Source organism: uncultured Rummeliibacillus sp. (assembly GCF_934216135.1).
Taxonomy (GTDB): Bacteria; Bacillota; Bacilli; order Bacillales_A; family Planococcaceae; genus Rummeliibacillus.
On sequence record NZ_CAKQBI010000002.1, the window covers coordinates 40793 to 59016 of the forward strand.

General features: G+C 35.9%; 16 protein-coding genes and 1 other annotated feature. Of the genes, 3 read left to right on the forward strand and 13 right to left on the reverse strand.

Annotated elements, in window-relative coordinates:
• The first annotated feature begins 64 nt into the window (after positions 1-64).
• Positions 65-1000, forward strand: coding sequence for a ribonuclease HIII (gene rnhC, locus Q0977_RS01870; protein ID WP_119415574.1), 936 nt, complete (start codon positions 65-67; stop codon positions 998-1000).
• A 186-nt stretch (positions 1001-1186) separates the two neighbouring features.
• Here rnhC and Q0977_RS01875 read toward each other — a convergent pair whose 3' ends face one another.
• From Q0977_RS01875 to Q0977_RS01915, 9 genes are all read right to left on the reverse strand, one after another.
• Positions 1187-2977 carry an oligopeptide ABC transporter substrate-binding protein gene (locus Q0977_RS01875; RefSeq protein ID WP_119415575.1) on the reverse strand — a complete coding sequence of 597 codons (1791 nt, stop codon included), beginning with the start codon at positions 2975-2977 and terminating at the stop codon, positions 1187-1189.
• A gap of 18 nt (positions 2978-2995) precedes the next feature.
• Complete coding sequence (locus tag Q0977_RS01880) at positions 2996-3910, reverse strand: ABC transporter permease (protein ID WP_119415576.1); 915 nt, start codon at positions 3908-3910, stop codon at positions 2996-2998.
• Between the two features lie 37 nt (positions 3911-3947).
• Positions 3948-4910 (reverse strand): oligopeptide ABC transporter permease, encoded by a 963-nt coding sequence (gene opp4B / locus Q0977_RS01885; protein ID WP_119415577.1) that lies wholly within the window; start codon positions 4908-4910, stop codon positions 3948-3950.
• Positions 4891-5862 (reverse strand): ABC transporter ATP-binding protein, encoded by a 972-nt coding sequence (locus tag Q0977_RS01890; RefSeq protein ID WP_119415578.1) that lies wholly within the window; start codon positions 5860-5862, stop codon positions 4891-4893. Before Q0977_RS01890 ends, opp4B begins: the two co-directional genes overlap by 20 nt.
• Entirely contained in the window at positions 5859-6872 is a 1014-nt protein-coding gene (locus Q0977_RS01895) for an ABC transporter ATP-binding protein (protein ID WP_233548056.1), read from the reverse strand. The genes Q0977_RS01890 and Q0977_RS01895 overlap by 4 nt, the downstream gene beginning before the upstream one ends.
• A 441-nt stretch (positions 6873-7313) precedes the next feature.
• On the reverse strand, positions 7314-9719 hold the full coding sequence (gene pheT, locus Q0977_RS01900) for a phenylalanine--tRNA ligase subunit beta (RefSeq protein ID WP_299510110.1): 2406 nt from the start codon (positions 9717-9719) through the stop codon (positions 7314-7316).
• A gap of 12 nt (positions 9720-9731) precedes the next feature.
• Complete coding sequence (gene pheS / locus Q0977_RS01905) at positions 9732-10769, reverse strand: phenylalanine--tRNA ligase subunit alpha (RefSeq protein ID WP_299510390.1); 1038 nt, start codon at positions 10767-10769, stop codon at positions 9732-9734.
• A gap of 125 nt (positions 10770-10894) precedes the next feature.
• Positions 10895-11127: a binding site (T-box leader), on the reverse strand.
• Between the two features lie 51 nt (positions 11128-11178).
• Complete coding sequence (locus tag Q0977_RS01910; RefSeq protein ID WP_119415580.1) at positions 11179-11949, reverse strand: RNA methyltransferase; 771 nt, start codon at positions 11947-11949, stop codon at positions 11179-11181.
• A gap of 21 nt (positions 11950-11970) precedes the next feature.
• Positions 11971-12951 (reverse strand): zinc-binding dehydrogenase, encoded by a 981-nt coding sequence (locus Q0977_RS01915; RefSeq protein WP_119415581.1) that lies wholly within the window; start codon positions 12949-12951, stop codon positions 11971-11973.
• 116 nt (positions 12952-13067) lie between these two features.
• Between Q0977_RS01915 and sspI the strand changes: the two genes are divergently transcribed.
• On the forward strand, positions 13068-13274 hold the full coding sequence (sspI, locus tag Q0977_RS01920; protein ID WP_119415582.1) for a small acid-soluble spore protein SspI: 207 nt from the start codon (positions 13068-13070) through the stop codon (positions 13272-13274).
• A gap of 148 nt (positions 13275-13422) precedes the next feature.
• Positions 13423-14805, forward strand: coding sequence for an FAD-binding oxidoreductase (locus Q0977_RS01925; RefSeq protein WP_119415583.1), 1383 nt, complete (start codon positions 13423-13425; stop codon positions 14803-14805).
• Positions 14806-14903: 98 nt separating this feature from the next.
• Here Q0977_RS01925 and Q0977_RS01930 read toward each other — a convergent pair whose 3' ends face one another.
• From Q0977_RS01930 to Q0977_RS01945, 4 genes are read right to left on the reverse strand one after another with little or no spacing between them, the layout of a single operon-like run.
• Positions 14904-15626, reverse strand: coding sequence for an ABC transporter ATP-binding protein (locus tag Q0977_RS01930; RefSeq protein ID WP_119415584.1), 723 nt, complete (start codon positions 15624-15626; stop codon positions 14904-14906).
• Positions 15619-16392: an ABC transporter ATP-binding protein gene (locus tag Q0977_RS01935; protein ID WP_119415585.1), complete on the reverse strand. Its 774-nt coding sequence runs from the start codon at positions 16390-16392 to the stop codon at positions 15619-15621. The genes Q0977_RS01930 and Q0977_RS01935 overlap by 8 nt, the downstream gene beginning before the upstream one ends.
• Complete coding sequence (locus tag Q0977_RS01940; RefSeq protein WP_119415586.1) at positions 16382-17335, reverse strand: branched-chain amino acid ABC transporter permease; 954 nt, start codon at positions 17333-17335, stop codon at positions 16382-16384. Before Q0977_RS01940 ends, Q0977_RS01935 begins: the two co-directional genes overlap by 11 nt.
• Before the next feature lie 4 nt (positions 17336-17339).
• On the reverse strand, positions 17340-18224 hold the full coding sequence (locus Q0977_RS01945) for a branched-chain amino acid ABC transporter permease (protein ID WP_119415587.1): 885 nt from the start codon (positions 18222-18224) through the stop codon (positions 17340-17342).

The following is an 18224-nucleotide window of genomic DNA, read 5'->3' on the forward strand; positions in this document are numbered from 1 at the left end:
TATTTCTTATGATAGCATGAAGTGTCTAAGTTGTGAATAATTTGAGAAGAAAGGAATATTAAATATGTCTAATATTGTCATTAAGTTAACTACAAAGGTACAAAAAGAAGTTATGAACTATTATTCTCAAAATATTATCGAACGAAAGGCTCCTGGCGTTATTTTTGCTGCAAAACTACCAGATTGCGCCATTACTGCCTATTCATCTGGTAAAGTCATGTTCCAAGGTAGCGGTTGTGAACGTGAAGCCAATCATTGGAAGTCACAAGCTGAAGACACACCTTCTATGACGTCATCTAAAGGTGATTCGTTGCCTAAAAACTTGTCCTCTTTATCTGTATTGGGTTCTGACGAAACTGGAACCGGAGATTATTTTGGTCCAATAACTGTAGCAGCTGTCTATGTACCACAAGACAAAATTGAATTGGTAAAAGAATTAGGTGTTAAAGATTCAAAAATGCTATCCGATGAATACATGCTCAAAATAGCACCAGATTTAAAAGCGACACTTCCTAATTGTGTATTAACACTCCCTAACGAAAAGTATAATGAAGTTCAAAAAAAGGGATTTTCCCAAGGAAAGATGAAAGCCTTACTTCATAACCAAGCACTTCGAAAAGTTCTCAATGAAATTGAGCCAGAAAGACCAGCTCACGTACTTATCGATCAATTTGCTGAAAGAAATACCTACTATAATTATATAAAAAATGAAAAAGAAATCGTATCAGAAAATGTGTTATTTGCAACAAAAGCTGAACAAATCCATGTTGCTGTCGCTGCTGCATCCATTCTAGCTCGCTGTGCTTTCTTACACGAAATGGACAAACTAAGCAAAAAAATCGGTATCTCATTGCCAAAAGGTGCCGGCCATCAAGTAGATGAAGTTGCAGCAAAAATATTATTAGCTCAAGGGGAAGATACCCTTTACAGTGTCACAAAATGGCATTTTGCAAATACCCAAAAAGCTTCGCGTATTGCATCTAAAAAACGTTTTAGATAAAGTAAACCTAAATTCAGAAGACATAACGATACTCAAATAACTTCAACTTTTACTGAGTATATCGTAATCATATTGCAAGAATATAACTAAATCATGATAATTCAATGACTTAAAGTAACAACGAAAAAGTGCTAATGGAAATAAAATCCACTAGCACTTTTTTCTTAAAGGTAAATAACTGTTAAATTATTTCACTGGTTCGTCAGCTACTAATTCAAGGTCTTGTAATTCAGTTTCATTTAAATAATCTATATTGTAGTTTTTCACACGTTTGTTAACTGGAATGATTTCAGTACGGAAGTACATTGGAATCGTAGTAGCTTGTTCACTCATGTATTCTTGCCATGCTCTGAATGCTTTACCACGATATTCTGAATCCATTGCTTCCTTAGAATCTATATCTGATAATAATTTTGTTAGATCATCCGAAACGAAACGGCTGAAGTTAAATTGAGCTTCTTTTCCGTATAATCCTACAGGTGATGGATTAGTACCTGTACCCCATGCAGCCATGAACATATCGATATCTTTATCATCCGCTTGTACTTTATCATAGAAACTGTTGAATTCTATCAGACGGCCAGTTGATAGTTCCACTTTTAGGCCAACATCTTTCCAATTTTGAATATAGAATTGAATAATTTTTTCATCTTTATCAGAACCCGACATCGCTGCTAGTTTGATAGAGAACTCTTTACCATCTGGATCTTCTACATAACCATCATTATTAGTATCTTTGTAACCTGCTTCTTCTAATAATTTTTTCGCTTGTTTCGGATCATATTTGTAGCCCTCTAATGAATCATCATAGAAGCTAGAGAATACTGGTGGAATTAAAGAATTAGCACGTGTACGTAATCCTTCATAATATACATCTGATACTTGTTCAATATCCATTGCATATGCAACCGCTTTGCGTAGATTCACGTTATTCATCTTCGCAGTATCATTCATCACACTTACGCCTTCTTTAGTATCGTATTTACCTAGTTTAAAGCCTACATAAGAATAAGCTAACTCTGGACGACCTAAGATTGTAGTATTTGACGCATCTTTAATAGCAGAATAATCATTTGCTGGGTAATTCTTCACAACATCATATTTACCTGCTTTAATAGCAGCTGCAGAAGATGATGATGGTACAACTTCTACTACAACACTATCAAGTTTAGGTTTTCCTTTGAAATAATTTGGATTGGCTTTAAATTTTACAGATTCACCTTTTACAATATTATCGATAACAAATGCACCCACTGTTACTGGATTTTTACGAACTGCATCTGATTTAATTAAATCTTTGATTTTGATATCTTTTAATTGGTGTTTTGGTGCAGCATAACCCCAAAGGCCATCACCGCCAGAGTAGATTGCTGGTGAAACTTTTTTGAATGAAATTTCCATTGTATAATCATCCACTTTTTTGATACCAGAAATCTCTTTTGCTTTGCCATCATGATATTCTTTAGCCCCAACGATATTTTGGAAGTCTGCATCATAACGAACTCCAGTATAATCCTTATCAGCGATAATATAGTAAGGGTAAATAACGTCATCAATTGTAAATGGCTTACCATCTGACCATTTAACATCTTTTTTAATTGTTACAGTTGCTTTGTTTGCATCCTCATCTACTTTAAGTTGTCCTAGACCTGTATCAGCAATTAAAAAGTCTTCTTTTGTATCAAAAATTGAATTTGAGGCGTAATCCAGAATATCCTTATCATTTCCATCTTCATATAACTCCCAGTTAAAAATCCCTTGGAATGGTGAATCTGTCACTAAGCCGACTTTTAATGTTCCTCCTTCAATCGAATCACCATCATTTTTTGCCTCAAAAGGTAATTTACTTGTATCTACCTTTTCCTTTTTAGTATCTTCTCCTTTGCTTTTATCTTTAGAATCTGATCCTCCACATGCAGCTAGTGCCAACATTAATACACATACTAAAGATAGTAAAAGCCATTTCTTTTTCTTCATCCAATCTCCTCCTCTTTTTTATCCTATTCTTTGTTTTGCATCTGCTGAACGACGTAATGCCTGCCCAACATAATTTATTCCTAACATCAATACTAAAATTAGCATAGATGCTGGTAACCATACCCACCACTTTTCAGCTAAGACTGTTTGGTTAAATGCAGAACTGACAAGTGTGCCTAAACTTGGCGTAGATTCAGGTAAACCAAAACCTAAGAATGAAAGACCTGTTTCAATCCCTACATTTCCTGCAAAGTTTAATGTCATTTCTACAATTAAGATAGAACTTAAATTTGGCACAATGCCCTTCAACATAATGGCAAAATCGCTTGTCCCCATAGTTTTAGAAGCATTAACATAATCTCGTTTTGACTCAGATAATGTCTTACTTCGTACTAGCCTTGCTGTTCCAACCCACATAAATGCACTCAATATTAAGACGAAAGATGTAACATTATATTTTGGAATGATTGTCACAAAAACGATGACAATCATCATAGTTGGTAAAGTCATGACAAAATCAACTAAGCGCATTAGAATATTATCGACTATGCCACCATAATAGCCTGCTAAAATTCCTACACCTATTCCAAGAATTCCAGTAATGATCGTAATCGCAATTGCGATAATCAGAGAATTCCTTGCCCCAATGACCAATTGGCCTAATACATCACTACCACCTTGATCAGCACCTAATATAAAACCATTTTCACCTGGTCTTGCAAATTCATCTAGTAAACTAATTTTCATCAGTTCCTCTTGATTGATAAAAGGTGCCCAAATAATAGAGCCAAATATAATTACAAACAATATAAGAAGTGAAAACATAGCTAATTTATCTTTTTTAAATTCACGCCAGATAACACGCCATCCCGTGACGGGCAAACTTGATGCTTCCACTTCTCTATCTGGACTCTTTTCTAACACTTTTTCCATATTAGATTCACCCCTCTTTTTCTAATATTTTTGTAGTTTATTCGATTCGAATACGTGGATCAACAATGCTTAAAATAATATCCGATAACAAACTACCTAATAATGTTAAGAATCCATATAGCATAATAAGTGTTGTAATAACGCTATAGTCACGGGCCATTATCGAGTCGATAAATAATTTCCCCATACCTGGATATCCAAAAATGGTCTCTATAAAAAACGATCCACCTAGTAATCCAGTAATGGTAAAACCTAGGAATGCAGCGATTGGCAATAGCGAATTTCGAAAAATGTGGCGTGAATATACTTTTTTCATCGGAATTCCCTTACTTCTTGCAGTTTTTACATAATCCTGTAATTGTGCATCTATAATTTCTGATCGTAGATATTGAATAATAGCTGTTGTACCAAGTACAGCATATGTAATTGCAGGTAGTAGAAGATGGTATATAATGCTCCAATAATAACCAAGTGTTCCCGCCTTTTCTTCTACATCTTTTGTTCCTGAAGTAGGAAACCACTGTAATTTGTAGCCGAAAACATAGACGAAAATCAAACCTAATACAAATGTTGGAATCGCATAGCTAATAAAGCTATACAATACGATTGTTTTATCTTTTAATGAGTTTTGATAACGTCCTGCTATAACACCTAATGGAATTGCAATAAGATACACTAAGAAAACACTTAATAAAGATAACCAAAGTGTATTTAATCCTCTATCACCAATAAGAGAAGCTACGCTCACTTTAAACGTATAACTATCACCAAAATCGCCTTGGAACATATTAACAATCCAATTCCAATATTGAACGTATACCGGATCATTTAATCCTGCCAATTCTCGTAATTCCTCAATACGATTTGGATCGGTTTGTGGTGTTATCAATCCCGAAAAAGGATCACCTGGCATAAATTGAGCTAAGATGAATATAAAAATACTTAAAACAAATAGTTGCGGTATCATGATTAAAAAGCGTCTAGCTATTGTTTTCCACACTTTCGTAACCTCCTTTCTCAATGCTCCCTATTGCAACAGAATGATTAGAGGAAACACTACTAAGCGGATATACCTTACCATCTTCATCGTAGTATTTATGTTGTTCTTTTTTATAGTCAACTTCTACTTGTCGTCGCTTATGTTTTCTTTCCAAGCGTGATTCGGGTGCAATATTCGGAATTGCGGACAATAAACGCTTGGTATAAATATGCCGTGGATCTTTAAATATCTCATTTTTACTTCCAGTTTCAACAAAGCGCCCTTTATACATGATAGAAATATGATCACACATATGACGGACAACCCCTAAGTCATGAGAAATAAATAAGTAGCTCAAACCATATTCGTTTTGAATATCCTTCATAAAGTTCAATACTTGGGCTTGTACAGAAAGATCCAGAGCTGACACTGGTTCATCTGCTATTATCATTTTAGGATTACAAGCAACTGCCCTCGCAATACCAAGACGTTGACGTTGACCACCTGAAAACTGATGAGGATACTTGTACATTGCTTCTTCTGACATTCCGACAATTTCTAGTAGTTCAATAATACGTTTACGTTCCTCTTGAACTGTCATATTCATAAAATTACGAATAGGCTCTGCAATAATATCAAGCACACGTTTTCTCGGATTCATACTTGACTGTGAATCCTGGAAGATCATTTGAATATCTCTGTTATAAGCACTATCACGCTTACGGCGTTGGTGCGTTACGTCTTCACCTTCATAAATTATTTTTCCAGAAGTAATTTTCTCTAGTCCAATAATTGCTTTACCAGTTGTCGATTTACCTGAACCTGACTCTCCAACTAATCCATATGTCTTTCCTTTTTCAAATTCCATAGATACGCCATCTACTGCATATACATGATCAATCACTGTATTAAAAAAGCCACCGCGAATTGGATAGTGCACACATAAATCTTTTACTTCCATAAAGCTACTCATAGATGGCTTCCTCCTTTCTCCCCATCGAAATGAAAGTTCTTCCAACAGGTACATCTGACAAAGTGCCCTGGAGAAATTTCATGAAGCTGCGGTTCTTTTTCATGTTTACTTTCATCAATCCACGGAATTCGAGGTGAAAAACGGCAGCCGTGTTTGGATAGCTTTGTCAATGTTGGCACGATTCCCTGTATTACTTCTAGTTTTTCACTTTCTCTTTCTACTTGAGGAATAGAATTTAACAATGAACGAGTATATGGATGCTTTGGATTATTAAATAATTCCTGTACGGATGCAATCTCAATAATTTGTCCTGCATACATCACTGCTACTCGATCTGCTACTTCAGCTACAACTCCCAAATCGTGAGTAATTAGAATAATTCCTGCGTTTGTTTCTGCTTGTAAATCTAATAATAAGTCTAGGATTTGGGCTTGAATTGTTACATCAAGTGCAGTAGTAGGCTCGTCTGCAATCATTATTTTAGGCTTACATGCAATCGCGATTGCAATCATGACACGTTGTCTCATGCCACCTGATAATTGGTGTGAAAACTGTCTCGCTACGCGTTTTGGATTGATAATTCCTACTTGATCTAAAAGCTCAAGCACTCTTTTCTTTCGTTGTTGTTCATCCAGCTTTGTATGAAAAAACAAGGACTCTTCAATTTGATCCCCTATTCTCATTAAAGGATTCAATGCGGAAAGTGGATCCTGGAAGATAAACCCTATATCATTTCCACGAATCTTATTTAAATCATCCTCTTTAAGCTTCACAATATTACTTCCGTTATATAGGATTTCTCCAGTTACCTTTGTATTTAATGGATTATGCAAACCTACAATGGAAGTTGCTAATGTACTTTTACCACAGCCAGATTCTCCAACAATAGCTAGAACTTCATTTTCCTTTAGTGATAGTGAAACATCATCTACAGCATCGTAGTAACTGTCCTTTATTCTGAAACTAGTGCGCAAATGATTGATTTTGAGTATTTCATTTGAGGATTTCAAATTGTTTGCTAGTACTTCTTCTGAGGTTTTCAAATATATGCCCTCCCTTAATAATTTGAATATTAAAAATATTAAAGTTGAACCAATAAACATTATGTAGAGAACAATCGACATATTTCGTTTTTCTAAATATATTATTTTTACTAATATAACATAAAATAGAATTTTGTCTATCTTTTTATTACAATATTCTGAAACTTTTATATATTATAAGTATATCAATATATAACATTAAGGTCTGACAACATTTTTATCCATTATAGCATACTGATATTAATTATCAATAATATTTTACTATTTATTTACATTAATAGAATTGCTTTGTATATCATATTATATATTCAAGTAATTTATGTGAAAAATATTACATAAACCATTTTTTCAAAATAAAAAGGCGATAACTAAAAGTTATCACCTTTTTAAAATAAGGATTATTACATATTAACGTAATTCTGCTCCAGATTCAGTAAGAGCGGCTACAACTTTATCATGTGCAGCTACAACTTCTTCATCAGTAAGTGTTCGTTCTGGTGTGAAGTAAGTTAATGTGAAGGCAACTGATTTTTTGCCTAGTTCCATTTTTTCTCCTTCATAAAGGTCAAATACATTGACTTCTTTAAGTAATTTACCACCAGCATTACGGATTGTTGCTTCTAAATCTGCTGCTTTTGTAGTACGATCAACGATTAATGCAATATCACGTGAAATAGATGGGAAACGTGGAACTGGAACATATACTAATGGTTCAATAGATGCTGCAATAATTTCTTCTAAGTTTAGTTCCATCACATACGTTTCTTTAAGGCCGTTTGCTTTTTGTTCCGCTGGGTGCAATTGACCTAAGAAACCAATTCTCTTGCCATCTAAAAGGATGTTAGCTGTGCGTCCTGGATGTAAACCATCGACAACTGCCGTTTCGTAAGTGATACGAGTTGTTAAGTCTAATTTAGCAAATAAAGATTCTAAAATTCCTTTGAGTACAAAGAAGTCGACTTTTTTATGTTCACCTTGCCAAGCGTTATTCAACCAATTACCTGTCATAACAGCCGCAAGATGTGATTCTTCTCGTGGAAGACCTTCTTCTGTTTCTCCTAAAAATACGGAACCAATTTCGTAAAGAGCTACAGAATCTTGTTGACGAGATACATTATAAGTAACACTTTCAATTAGATGAGGCAAAATACTTTGACGCAATGTACTGCGTTCTTCACTCATTGGCATTAAAAGGCGAGTTGTTGGAGCTGTTTCTAATGCGTATTTTTGTGAAAGCTCATCTGAAGTAAGTGAATAAGTCAATGCTTGATACAAACCTGATCCTTGTAATTGGTGATGAATAAGACGACGTTTTGCTTGGTATGCATTAAGGCCACCAGCTTTAGATTCACCAACTGGTACTGTTGCAGGGATTTCATCATAACCATATAATCGAGCAATTTCTTCTACGATATCTTCTTCAATTTTGATGTCTTGACGACGTGTTGGTGCATCGATATAAAGAAGACCATTAGCAGTTTCAACGTCAAATTTTAAACGAGTTAAGATAGTTACCATTTCGTTAAGAGAAATTTTCATACCTAAACGTGAATTGACAAAATCAGGTGAAACAACAACTTTGGCAGGTGTTTTATCTAATTCATCAAAAACAACAGCACCTGATAATACTTCTCCACCTGCAATTTCTGCTAATAACTGAGCAGCACGTTCTGCAGCAGGAATGACGCGGTTTGGATCAACGCCTTTTTCATAACGGGCACTTGCTTCACTACGTAACCCAAGATCTTTTGCAGTATATCGAACAGTTAGACCATCGAAGTATGCAGATTCAATTACTACAGTTGTTGTTTTATCTGTTACTTCTGAGTCATAGCCACCCATAACACCTGCTACTGCTACAGGTTCTTTACCATTTGTAATGACAAGATTTTTTGCATTTAGCACTCGATCTTGACCATCTAATGTTTTAATCGGTTCTCCTTCTTTTGCTAAGCGAACAACGATTTCACCAGTACCTAGTGCATCATAGTCAAATGCATGAAGTGGTTGACCATATTCCATTAAAATGTAGTTTGTAATATCAACGACATTATTTAATGGGCGTACACCAGCAGCCATTAAACGTTGTTGTAACCATAATGGTGATTCACCGATTTTGACGTTTTTCACGACTTTAGCAGTGTACATTGGGTTGACATCTTTTGCTTCTACACGAACTTTTAAAACTTCTTCAGCTTTTTGGGCTGATTCCTCATGAGCTGTTTCTGGGAGTTTGATCTCTTCTGAAAGAATAGCTGCAACTTCATATGCAACCCCTAACATACTCATGGCATCTGAACGGTTTGGTGTTAAACCTAATTCTAAAATGACATCATCTAAACCTAAAGCTTCGATTGCATCCATTCCTACTGGAGTTTCTTCAGGTAAAACATAAATGCCATCTGCATATTTTTTCGGAACAACTTTACCTTCAATACCTAATTCTTGTAAGGAACAAATCATACCATTAGATACTTCACCGCGAAGTTTCCCTTTTTTAATTTTTTTGCCGCCTACATATCCATTCGGACGAACAGCAACAATTTTTTGACCTTCTGCAACATTTGGAGCACCACATACAATTTGTGAAAGCTCATCTTCACCGAAATCTACTTGGCAAATATTTAAATGATCAGAATCAGGATGTTTTTTAATTTCCTTGATTTGACCAACCATAATTTTTTTAATACCTTTTGATAGGTGATGTACACCTTCAACTTCAATCCCTGAACGGGTAATTTTTTCTGCTAAATCTTCAGGTTCTAAACCTTGTAAATCGACATATTGTGATAACCATTTTAAAGATACTAACATGCCTTCCCCTCCCTACTCTTCTGTGCGATGGAATTGTGATAAGAATCTTACATCATTTGTATAGAAATGACGGATATCATCCACCCCATATTTCAACATTGCAATACGTTCTGGTCCCATTCCAAATGCGAATCCAGAAACTTTTTTAGGATCATAGCCAGCCATTGAAAGTACATTTGGGTGGACCATACCAGCACCAAGAATTTCAATCCAGCCTGTATGTTTACATACGTTACAGCCTTCACCACCACATTTGAAGCAAGAAATATCCATTTCAACTGAAGGTTCTGTGAATGGGAAGAAGCTTGGACGTAAACGGATTTCACGGTCTTCACCGAACATTTTCTTAGCGAAGATGTCTAATGTGCCCTTTAAGTCACTCATACGAATGTTCTCACCAACTACTAAACCTTCGATTTGAGTGAATTGGTGTGAGTGAGTTGCGTCATCATTGTCACGACGGAATACTTTCCCTGGACAAATAATTTTAAATGAGGCACCTTGTTTTTTCTCCATTGTACGTGCTTGTACTGGAGATGTATGTGTACGCATTAGGATTTCTTCTGAAATATAGAAAGTATCTTGCATATCACGTGCAGGGTGACCTTTTGGTAAGTTTAATGCTTCAAAGTTATAGTAGTCTTTTTCAACTTCAGGACCTTCAGCAACTTCATACCCCATAGAGATGAATAAATCTTCAATTTCTTCAATGACACGAGTTAAAGGATGTGCATTTGCTACTTTTACAGGACGACCTGGAAGTGTCACATCAATTGCTTCTTTTTCTAATTGTTCTTGGATTGCTTGTTCTTCTAATGTAGCTTTGCGTACATCGTGAATATGTTGAACTTCTGCGCGAACTTCATTAACTAAAGCACCCATTTTAGGACGTTCCTCTGCAGGAAGTTTCCCCATACCTTTTAATAGATCTGTAATTGGACCTTTTTTACCTAAATAAGCAACACGGACTTCATTTAATTGTTTAATATTCTCTGTTGCCGTGATTTTTTCTATAACTTCTTCTTTTAGTTGAGTTAGTTGCTCGATCATTGCCATTTGTAAATTCCTCCTTCCAAGATTGAAACAAATAGTAGGTGAAACCATTAAGATAGGGCGTTTTGCTATATTAGTTTCTACAAAATACATAGAAAAAATAAAAAAATCCTCGCCCCCTAAAAAGGGACGAGGTTATATTCGCGTTACCACCCTAGTTATTGCAAGAAAAAACTTACAATCACTCATTACTTAACGGCGTTTCACCGGCCATCCTTTACAGTAATTATACTGGTCCCGGTGGCTGCTAACGGGGTGAACTTCCATCCATCAACACAATATGCACGCTTTCAGTCTATGACATGCACTCCCTAAAAAGGTCAAACAATGTACTTTTCCCGCTCATTGCATTTTATTTATTATTTACTCTAAATCATTATACGCAATTCAAGTCTTTACTTCAAGTTTAGAATTCATCTGTTGAGAAATAATAAAGTACAATTCCTGTTGCAACAGCAACGTTTAATGATTCAGCTTCACCCATTATAGGAATAATTACATTGGCATCTGTTTTCGCTAAAATATCTGAATCAATGCCACTGCCTTCATTTCCCATTATGAGTGCAAACTTACCTTCTTTTTTCACTTGATGATAAAGCACTGCATTTTCTAATGCAGTACCGTAAACAGGAATGGCTTTTTCTTTTAATGAATCAATCCATTCACTTAAATCCCCTCGTACTACAGGTATATGGAAAATGGAACCTTGTGTTGATCGTACTGTTTTTGGATTATAAGGATCAGCACAGCCTTTTCCTAAAATAACAGCATCAATTCCAGCAGCATCGGCAGTTCGAATCATTGTACCAATATTACCTGGGTCTTGAACGGCATCAACTAGTAAAAGTTTCTTCCACTTAGTTTGCTCCTCTTTTGATACTGTAGGTTGTTTAACTTGAGCGAAAATACCTTGTGAATGTTCAGTTTCTGCAAATTCATTTGCAACTTGAGCAGTAACTTCTACAACATAGATATTATCGATATTCCAGTTTGATGGTATATCTACATCTTCACGCACAATTATATTTAGTATTTCGCTTTTATTTTTTATAGCTTCTTCCACTAAGTGGAAACCTTCTATTAGAAATTCGCCAGAGCGATCACGTTCTTTACGAGTAGTCGCTAGTTTTTTCCAATACTTCACAAGGGAATTTTGTGGAGATTCGATTCTTTTCATGTATTCTTTACCGCCTTTATATTATGAAATCGTTAAGACAATTTTGCCAAATTGACGATTTTCCTTTAAATAATCTAGTGCATTTTGTGCTTCATCCATTGAAAAACTACGATCTAAAATTGGGTGCGTATCATACTTTTCCAAGTGATCGATGCAAGCTCTAAATTCTTCACGACTTCCCATTGTCGTACCTAGCAATGTATATTGACCATAGAAAAATTGACGTAAGTCAAAGTCTACTACATCCTCAGTTGTTGCACCAAATACCACTATTTTACCACCCTTTTTCAAAACCGACAAAGAACGGTTGAACGTTGCACGGCCAACACTTTCAATGACTAAATCGATTGTTTCATTTTCAAGCTCTTTTAACCAATCACCATTTGTATCAACTGCAAGATCTGCACCGATTTTCAATGCAGCTTGTCGCTTTTCTTCTGAGCGTGATGAAACGATTACTCGTGCACCTACGTTTTTGGCCATTTGAATAAGGAATGTTGCAACGCCGCTACCTGCTCCAGGGATAAAGACAGTTTGCCCTGCTTGAATTTGTCCTTTTGTAAATAATGCCCGATAGCCTGTTAATGGTGAAATACCAATTACTGCAGCTTCTTCAAGCGTTAGATGAGATGGCTTTTTTTCTAGTTGTTCTGCAGAAATTGCAATCTTCTCTGCAAATGTTCCGTTATCTGGTAAACTTAAAATCTCAAAGCCTTCAGGCGGAAAATCAGATTGCTCATACCAACGTAATGATGGGTTAATAATTACCTCATCACCTATTTTCCAATCTGTTACACCTTCACCAATTGCCTCGACTACACCTGCTGCATCTGAACCAAGGATTAATGCTTCACTGTTATTTCCTAAACGGCCAGGTGTGTATAGATCCCGTCGATTTAAACCTGCTGCTTTAATCGCTACTAATACTTCACCAGATTTTAGCTTTGGTGTTGGAACATCTTTCACTAACAATTGACCTTTTTCAAAAACAACTGCTTTCATAAAAACATTTCCCCCTTGTATGTAATTGTTTATCACAAAATTATTCTTTTTAAGTGTACCAAATGTATGTATAACAATCGAGCTGTGGGTAAAAATATCTTTAGGAGGGATGCTAAATGAATTTCAAAATTCGCGATGCCATCAAACAAAATGTTACAGGAAATAGTCCAGATCAGTTAAAAGATATTGTGGAAGACGCGATTAGTCGCGGTGAAGAACATTTACTTCCTGGACTAGGTGTATTCTTTGAAACTTGGTGGCAACAAGCTGACAAGAAAGAACAAGACAGTTTTATGAACGAGCTATCAAAAGCTTTGGCTTAGAAAATACATGTAGTCCCTTTGAGACTACATGTATTTTTTATGTTTCGCTATTTATTCAAGCTTTGAAAAACCAATATGGAAGTTTCGATCTATCTACTATATAATTATTAGAAAATACAGATTTTTCAAAGAAAGAGGCGATTCAAATATGATTACTACAGAAACAGTCGTGTCTACATTAAAAAGCTTTTTAAAAGATGAACAAGTTTCGATAAATGAAACCATTCGAGAATTACATAGTAAAGATGAATCTTATCACGAAGGTCAGTTACCAGATGTAGTTGTTTACCCTTCTTCTACAAAGGAAGTCAGTGACATTCTAAAAGTTGCAAATGATTTTGAAATCGCTGTCATTCCATTTGGAAGAGGTTCAAGCTTAGAAGGACATATTGTTCCCGTAAAGAAAAGTATTACAATCGATTTTTCTTTAATGGATCAAATAATCGAAGTTCGCCCGGAGGACTTACTAGTACGTGTTCAACCTGGTGTAACAAGAACTCAGTTAAACAAAGAACTAAAAAAATATGGTCTTTTCTTCTCGGTAGATCCTGGTGCCGATGCATCATTAGGCGGCATGGCAGCGACAAATGCAAGTGGTACTACTGCCGTTCGTTACGGAGTTATGCGTGACCAAGTACGTGATTTAGAAGTTGTTCTTGCTGATGGTCGTATTATTCATACTGGCAACCTTGCTGCTAAATCATCTTCAGGCTACCATTTAAATGGACTTTTTGTAGGTTCTGAAGGAACGCTTGGCTGTTTTACAGAGCTAACATTACAAGTTTACGGAATTCCTGAATTTGAAACAGCTGCTCGTGCTGTATTTCCAACTGTTAAATCTGCTGTTGATGCTGTTACCTCTATTTTACAAGCTGGAATTCCAATTGCACGTGTAGAACTTGTTGATGAACAATCTATTGAGCAAGTAAATCACTATAGTGAAACAAATTACCCACTTAAACCAACACTCTTTTTAGAGTTTCATGGGAATGAGGCAGGACTTGCACAAGACGTTGAGTTTACAAAGGAAATTATGAATGATCATGGCTGTTTAGAAATTGAATTTGAAACTGATACCGCCGCTCGCAACAAGTTATGGGATGCTCGCCATAACTTAGCCTATGCATTTATCCATGGCTACAAAGGGAAAAAGTTAATGAGTACAGATGTATGCGTTTCAATTACTGACTTAGCAGATGCTGTTCTTTTCGCACGTACTGAATTAGAAAAAGCAGGTTTGCCAGGTGGCGTGGTAGGTCATGTCGGAGATGGAAACTTCCATGCTTTAGTAATGATTGATATGAACAATGCTGAAGAAGTCGAAAGAGCAAAGCAATTTAATGCCGCATTAGTTGAATTCGGTTTACAACGGAACGGAACGTGTACTGGAGAGCATGGTGTTGGTATAGGCAAAATGCAATATCAAGAAAAAGAACACGGTACATCCCTGGATGTGATGAAAACTATTAAGCTAGCCCTAGATCCAAAGAATATTATGAATCCTGGTAAATTAATAGATATTAAAAACTAATCCAACAAACTTCAAGTAAGGAAGGAATTTTTCTATTACACTATAAAAAATTGCTCTTCACATTTTAATATGAAGAGCAATTTTTTCCTTTTTTCAAGTTAAGCAGATGTAGAAGTCGATTTTCTTCCTAGGTATGCTTCTACAATCCTTGGGTCTTCCAATAAATTTGATGCTTTTCCTTCTATAATAATCTTACCGGTTTCCATAACATAACCATAATCAGCAATTTTCAATGCTTGTTTCGCATTTTGTTCTACAAGAAGGACAGTTGTTCCAGCATCCTTTATTTCTCGAATGATTTTAAAGATGTCCGCTACAATCAGTGGTGCAAGCCCCATTGATGGTTCATCTAACAATAAAAGCTTAGGCTTAGATAACAAAGCACGAGCAATGGCTAACATTTGCTGTTGTCCACCCGATAATGTACCTGCTAACTGTGATTGTCGCTCTTTCAGTATAGGAAAACGTTCCATTACTTCTTCTATATCTCTCTCAATATTTTTGTCCTTTCGATGATAGGCACCCATATCTAGATTTTCAATTACAGACATACTAGATAAAATAGCACGACCTTCAGGAACTAAAGCCACACCTTTTCGAAGTAATTGATCAGGACGTAATCCGGTTACGTTCTCTCCTAAAAAATCAACCGAGCCTTTTTTAGGTTTAAGAAGTCCTACAATGGTTTTCATCGTTGTTGATTTTCCTGCACCATTTGCACCGAGAAGAGTGACAATTTTACCTTCTTCAACATTTAAACTTATCCCTTTTAACGCTTGGATTTGCCCATAAAATGTTTCAATATTGGATACTTTAAGCAATGTCATCTTCCTCCTCTTTCCCAAGATAGGCTTCAATAACTGCTTCATTGTTTTGAATTTCAAGTGGTGTACCTTCTGCTAATTTTTCCCCGAAGTTTAATACGGTAATTCTGTCACATAATTTCATCACAAGTGGCATATCATGTTCAATTATTAAGACAGTAATCCCTCTCGCTTGTACTTGTTTGATCAAGTCAAACAAACTATCTGTTTCATTTTCATTCATACCGGCAGCCGGTTCGTCTAATAGTAGTAAACTTGGATCACTCGCTAATGCACGTGCTATTTCTAATCTTCTTTGTTGACCATATGCTAAATTTTCTGCCAAGACATCTTTATATTTGATCAATCCAACAATTTCTAAAAGTTCTTCAGCATTTTCTTTTAATGTCTTCTCTTCTGAACGTTGATACCTTGTACGAAAAACACTTCTCATAACACCTGATTCACTTCGACAGTGCCCACCCACCATTACATTTTCTAAAGCAGACATTTGTGAGAAAAGGCGTATATTCTGGTAGGTTCTACAGATTCCTTTTTCTGTAATCTTATGCGGTTTAATCCCTGTGATATTATCTTCTTTAAAAATTATTTCACCAGAGGAAGGAGAGAAGATATTTGTTATTAAATTAAACATCGTTGTTTTACCTGCACCATTTGGACCGATTAAACCGTAAATTTCTCCTTCATTTATAGAAAACGAAACATCTGTCAATGCAGAGATTCCTCCAAAGTTTTTAGAGATATGATTAATCTTAAGAACCATGAACGTCTCCCCCTTTCGACCGTTTCAACCTTTTCAGTATATTTGCATCAATGATTCCTTGAGGGCGTACAGCCATTAAAATTACTAGAAGTACACCATAGATAATATACCGGTATTCACTAATAAAACGTAAAACTTCAGGCATCAATGTTAAGAAAGCAGCACCAAATACCGAACCCACAATCACTTCGCTACCACCAAATACTGTAAAGATCAAAATCTCTACCGCACGATGATAGGCAAAATCAGATGGCGAAATATATCCCATTACATGGGCGAACAATGCACCTGCAAGCCCCGCTAAAACTGCACCTTGGGCAAATGATAAAACCTTATAGTATGTAACATTGATCCCCATAGATTCAGCTGCCTTTTCATCTAATTGAATGGCAGAAAAAGCTCTACCAACACGCGAATTCTTTTGTCTTACGATAAACCAGATGATAAAAATATTTAAAACAAATAAGATTAAAAAGACACTTAAACTTGCAAACTGGTTATTTTGCAATCCTAATGACGTCGCATTAAAACCTAAATCTCTAGTCGTAAAAACAATTTCTCTACCAATCTGAGGTATATTCGAAATGCCAACAGCACCATTTGTTAGAGACTCCCAATTAACAAAAATCACACGAATAACTTCACCTAAACCTAAAGTGGCAATAGCCAAATATACACCCGATAAGCGCAAAGCAGGAATGCCGATTAAAATTCCAAGAATACCTGCCACCACAGCTCCTACCAATACACCTACAATAATTGGAAACTCAAAATGAATGGTTACTAATGCAGATGTATATGCACCAATCCCCATAAACCCAGCACTTCCCAGTGATAATTGCCCAGAAGACAATGTAACATACACACTGATTGCTAGAATAATATTAATCAGTACAAATGAAGCTATTTGCAATTGATATGGATTTAACAATTCTCCTAGCATATGATCACCTTCCTTCCTGGGCAGCTTTTGACCCGAAAATCCCTTGAGGTTTTAATAGAAGAATAATAATAATCATAATAAAGGCAATTGCATCTCGATAGCCTGAATCTCCATATGCAACAAGGAAGGTTTCAGCTAATCCAAGTATTAAACCACCAACCATTGCGCCTTTTACATTCCCCATACCACCTAGGATGATAATTGCTAAACCTTTTAAACCAATTGCTAGTCCCATTTGAGGACTTACGGAGTTAAATGCCATCCCTACTAAAACGCCAGCAATACCACCCATAGCAGATGCAATGACAACAGTCATAATGATGGTGCGCTTCGTATCAACACCTAATATACTTGCTGTTTCTAAATTTTCTGCGGTTGCACGCAAAGCTTTTCCCGCTTTTGTCTTTGATAACCAGATGGATAGCCCCATCATTAAAAGAATAGAAATAACAAAAATAATGATTTGTACTACATAAATGGTAACTGATCCAATTTCAATGCTAAGTTGTGCAAAAGGTGTTCTAAAAGGTTTGTTTCCTGCACCAAATAAATGATGTGTCATATTCTCCAAAAATATCGAAACCCCTATCGTACTTATTAGAGGAGCTAAATGTGAAACCCCTTTTTTACCACGAAGAGGCCTTAATGTAAGACTTTCCAACAGATATCCTAAAAATGCTGTAACAAGTATCGCCGCGATAAATCCTAACCATAACGGCCATCCAAGTACACCTGTGGTCATGACGCCTACATAAGCACCTACCATAAAAATTTCACCATGCGCCATATTGATAATGCCTAATACGCCAAATACAAGGGTAAAACCCAGTGCCACAATCGCATAAATACTTCCTAACGTAATTCCATTTACTAATTGCTCAAGCAGCAA

What these genes read in the sequence shown, in the direction of transcription:
- rnhC (WP_119415574.1), top strand. Translation starts at nt 65, where the DNA reads ATGTCTAATATTGTCATTAAGTTAACTACAAAGGTACAAAAAGAAGTT.
- Q0977_RS01875 (WP_119415575.1), bottom strand. Translation starts at nt 2,977, where the DNA reads ATGAAGAAAAAGAAATGGCTTTTACTATCTTTAGTATGTGTATTAATG.
- Q0977_RS01880 (WP_119415576.1), bottom strand. Translation starts at nt 3,910, where the DNA reads ATGGAAAAAGTGTTAGAAAAGAGTCCAGATAGAGAAGTGGAAGCATCA.
- Q0977_RS01890 (WP_119415578.1), bottom strand. Translation starts at nt 5,862, where the DNA reads ATGAGTAGCTTTATGGAAGTAAAAGATTTATGTGTGCACTATCCAATT.
- pheT (WP_299510110.1), bottom strand. Translation starts at nt 9,719, where the DNA reads ATGTTAGTATCTTTAAAATGGTTATCACAATATGTCGATTTACAAGGT.
- pheS (WP_299510390.1), bottom strand. Translation starts at nt 10,769, where the DNA reads ATGATCGAGCAACTAACTCAACTAAAAGAAGAAGTTATAGAAAAAATC.
- Q0977_RS01910 (WP_119415580.1), bottom strand. Translation starts at nt 11,949, where the DNA reads ATGAAAAGAATCGAATCTCCACAAAATTCCCTTGTGAAGTATTGGAAA.
- Q0977_RS01915 (WP_119415581.1), bottom strand. Translation starts at nt 12,951, where the DNA reads ATGAAAGCAGTTGTTTTTGAAAAAGGTCAATTGTTAGTGAAAGATGTT.
- sspI (WP_119415582.1), top strand. Translation starts at nt 13,068, where the DNA reads ATGAATTTCAAAATTCGCGATGCCATCAAACAAAATGTTACAGGAAAT.
- Q0977_RS01925 (WP_119415583.1), top strand. Translation starts at nt 13,423, where the DNA reads ATGATTACTACAGAAACAGTCGTGTCTACATTAAAAAGCTTTTTAAAA.
- Q0977_RS01935 (WP_119415585.1), bottom strand. Translation starts at nt 16,392, where the DNA reads ATGGTTCTTAAGATTAATCATATCTCTAAAAACTTTGGAGGAATCTCT.
- Q0977_RS01940 (WP_119415586.1), bottom strand. Translation starts at nt 17,335, where the DNA reads ATGCTAGGAGAATTGTTAAATCCATATCAATTGCAAATAGCTTCATTT.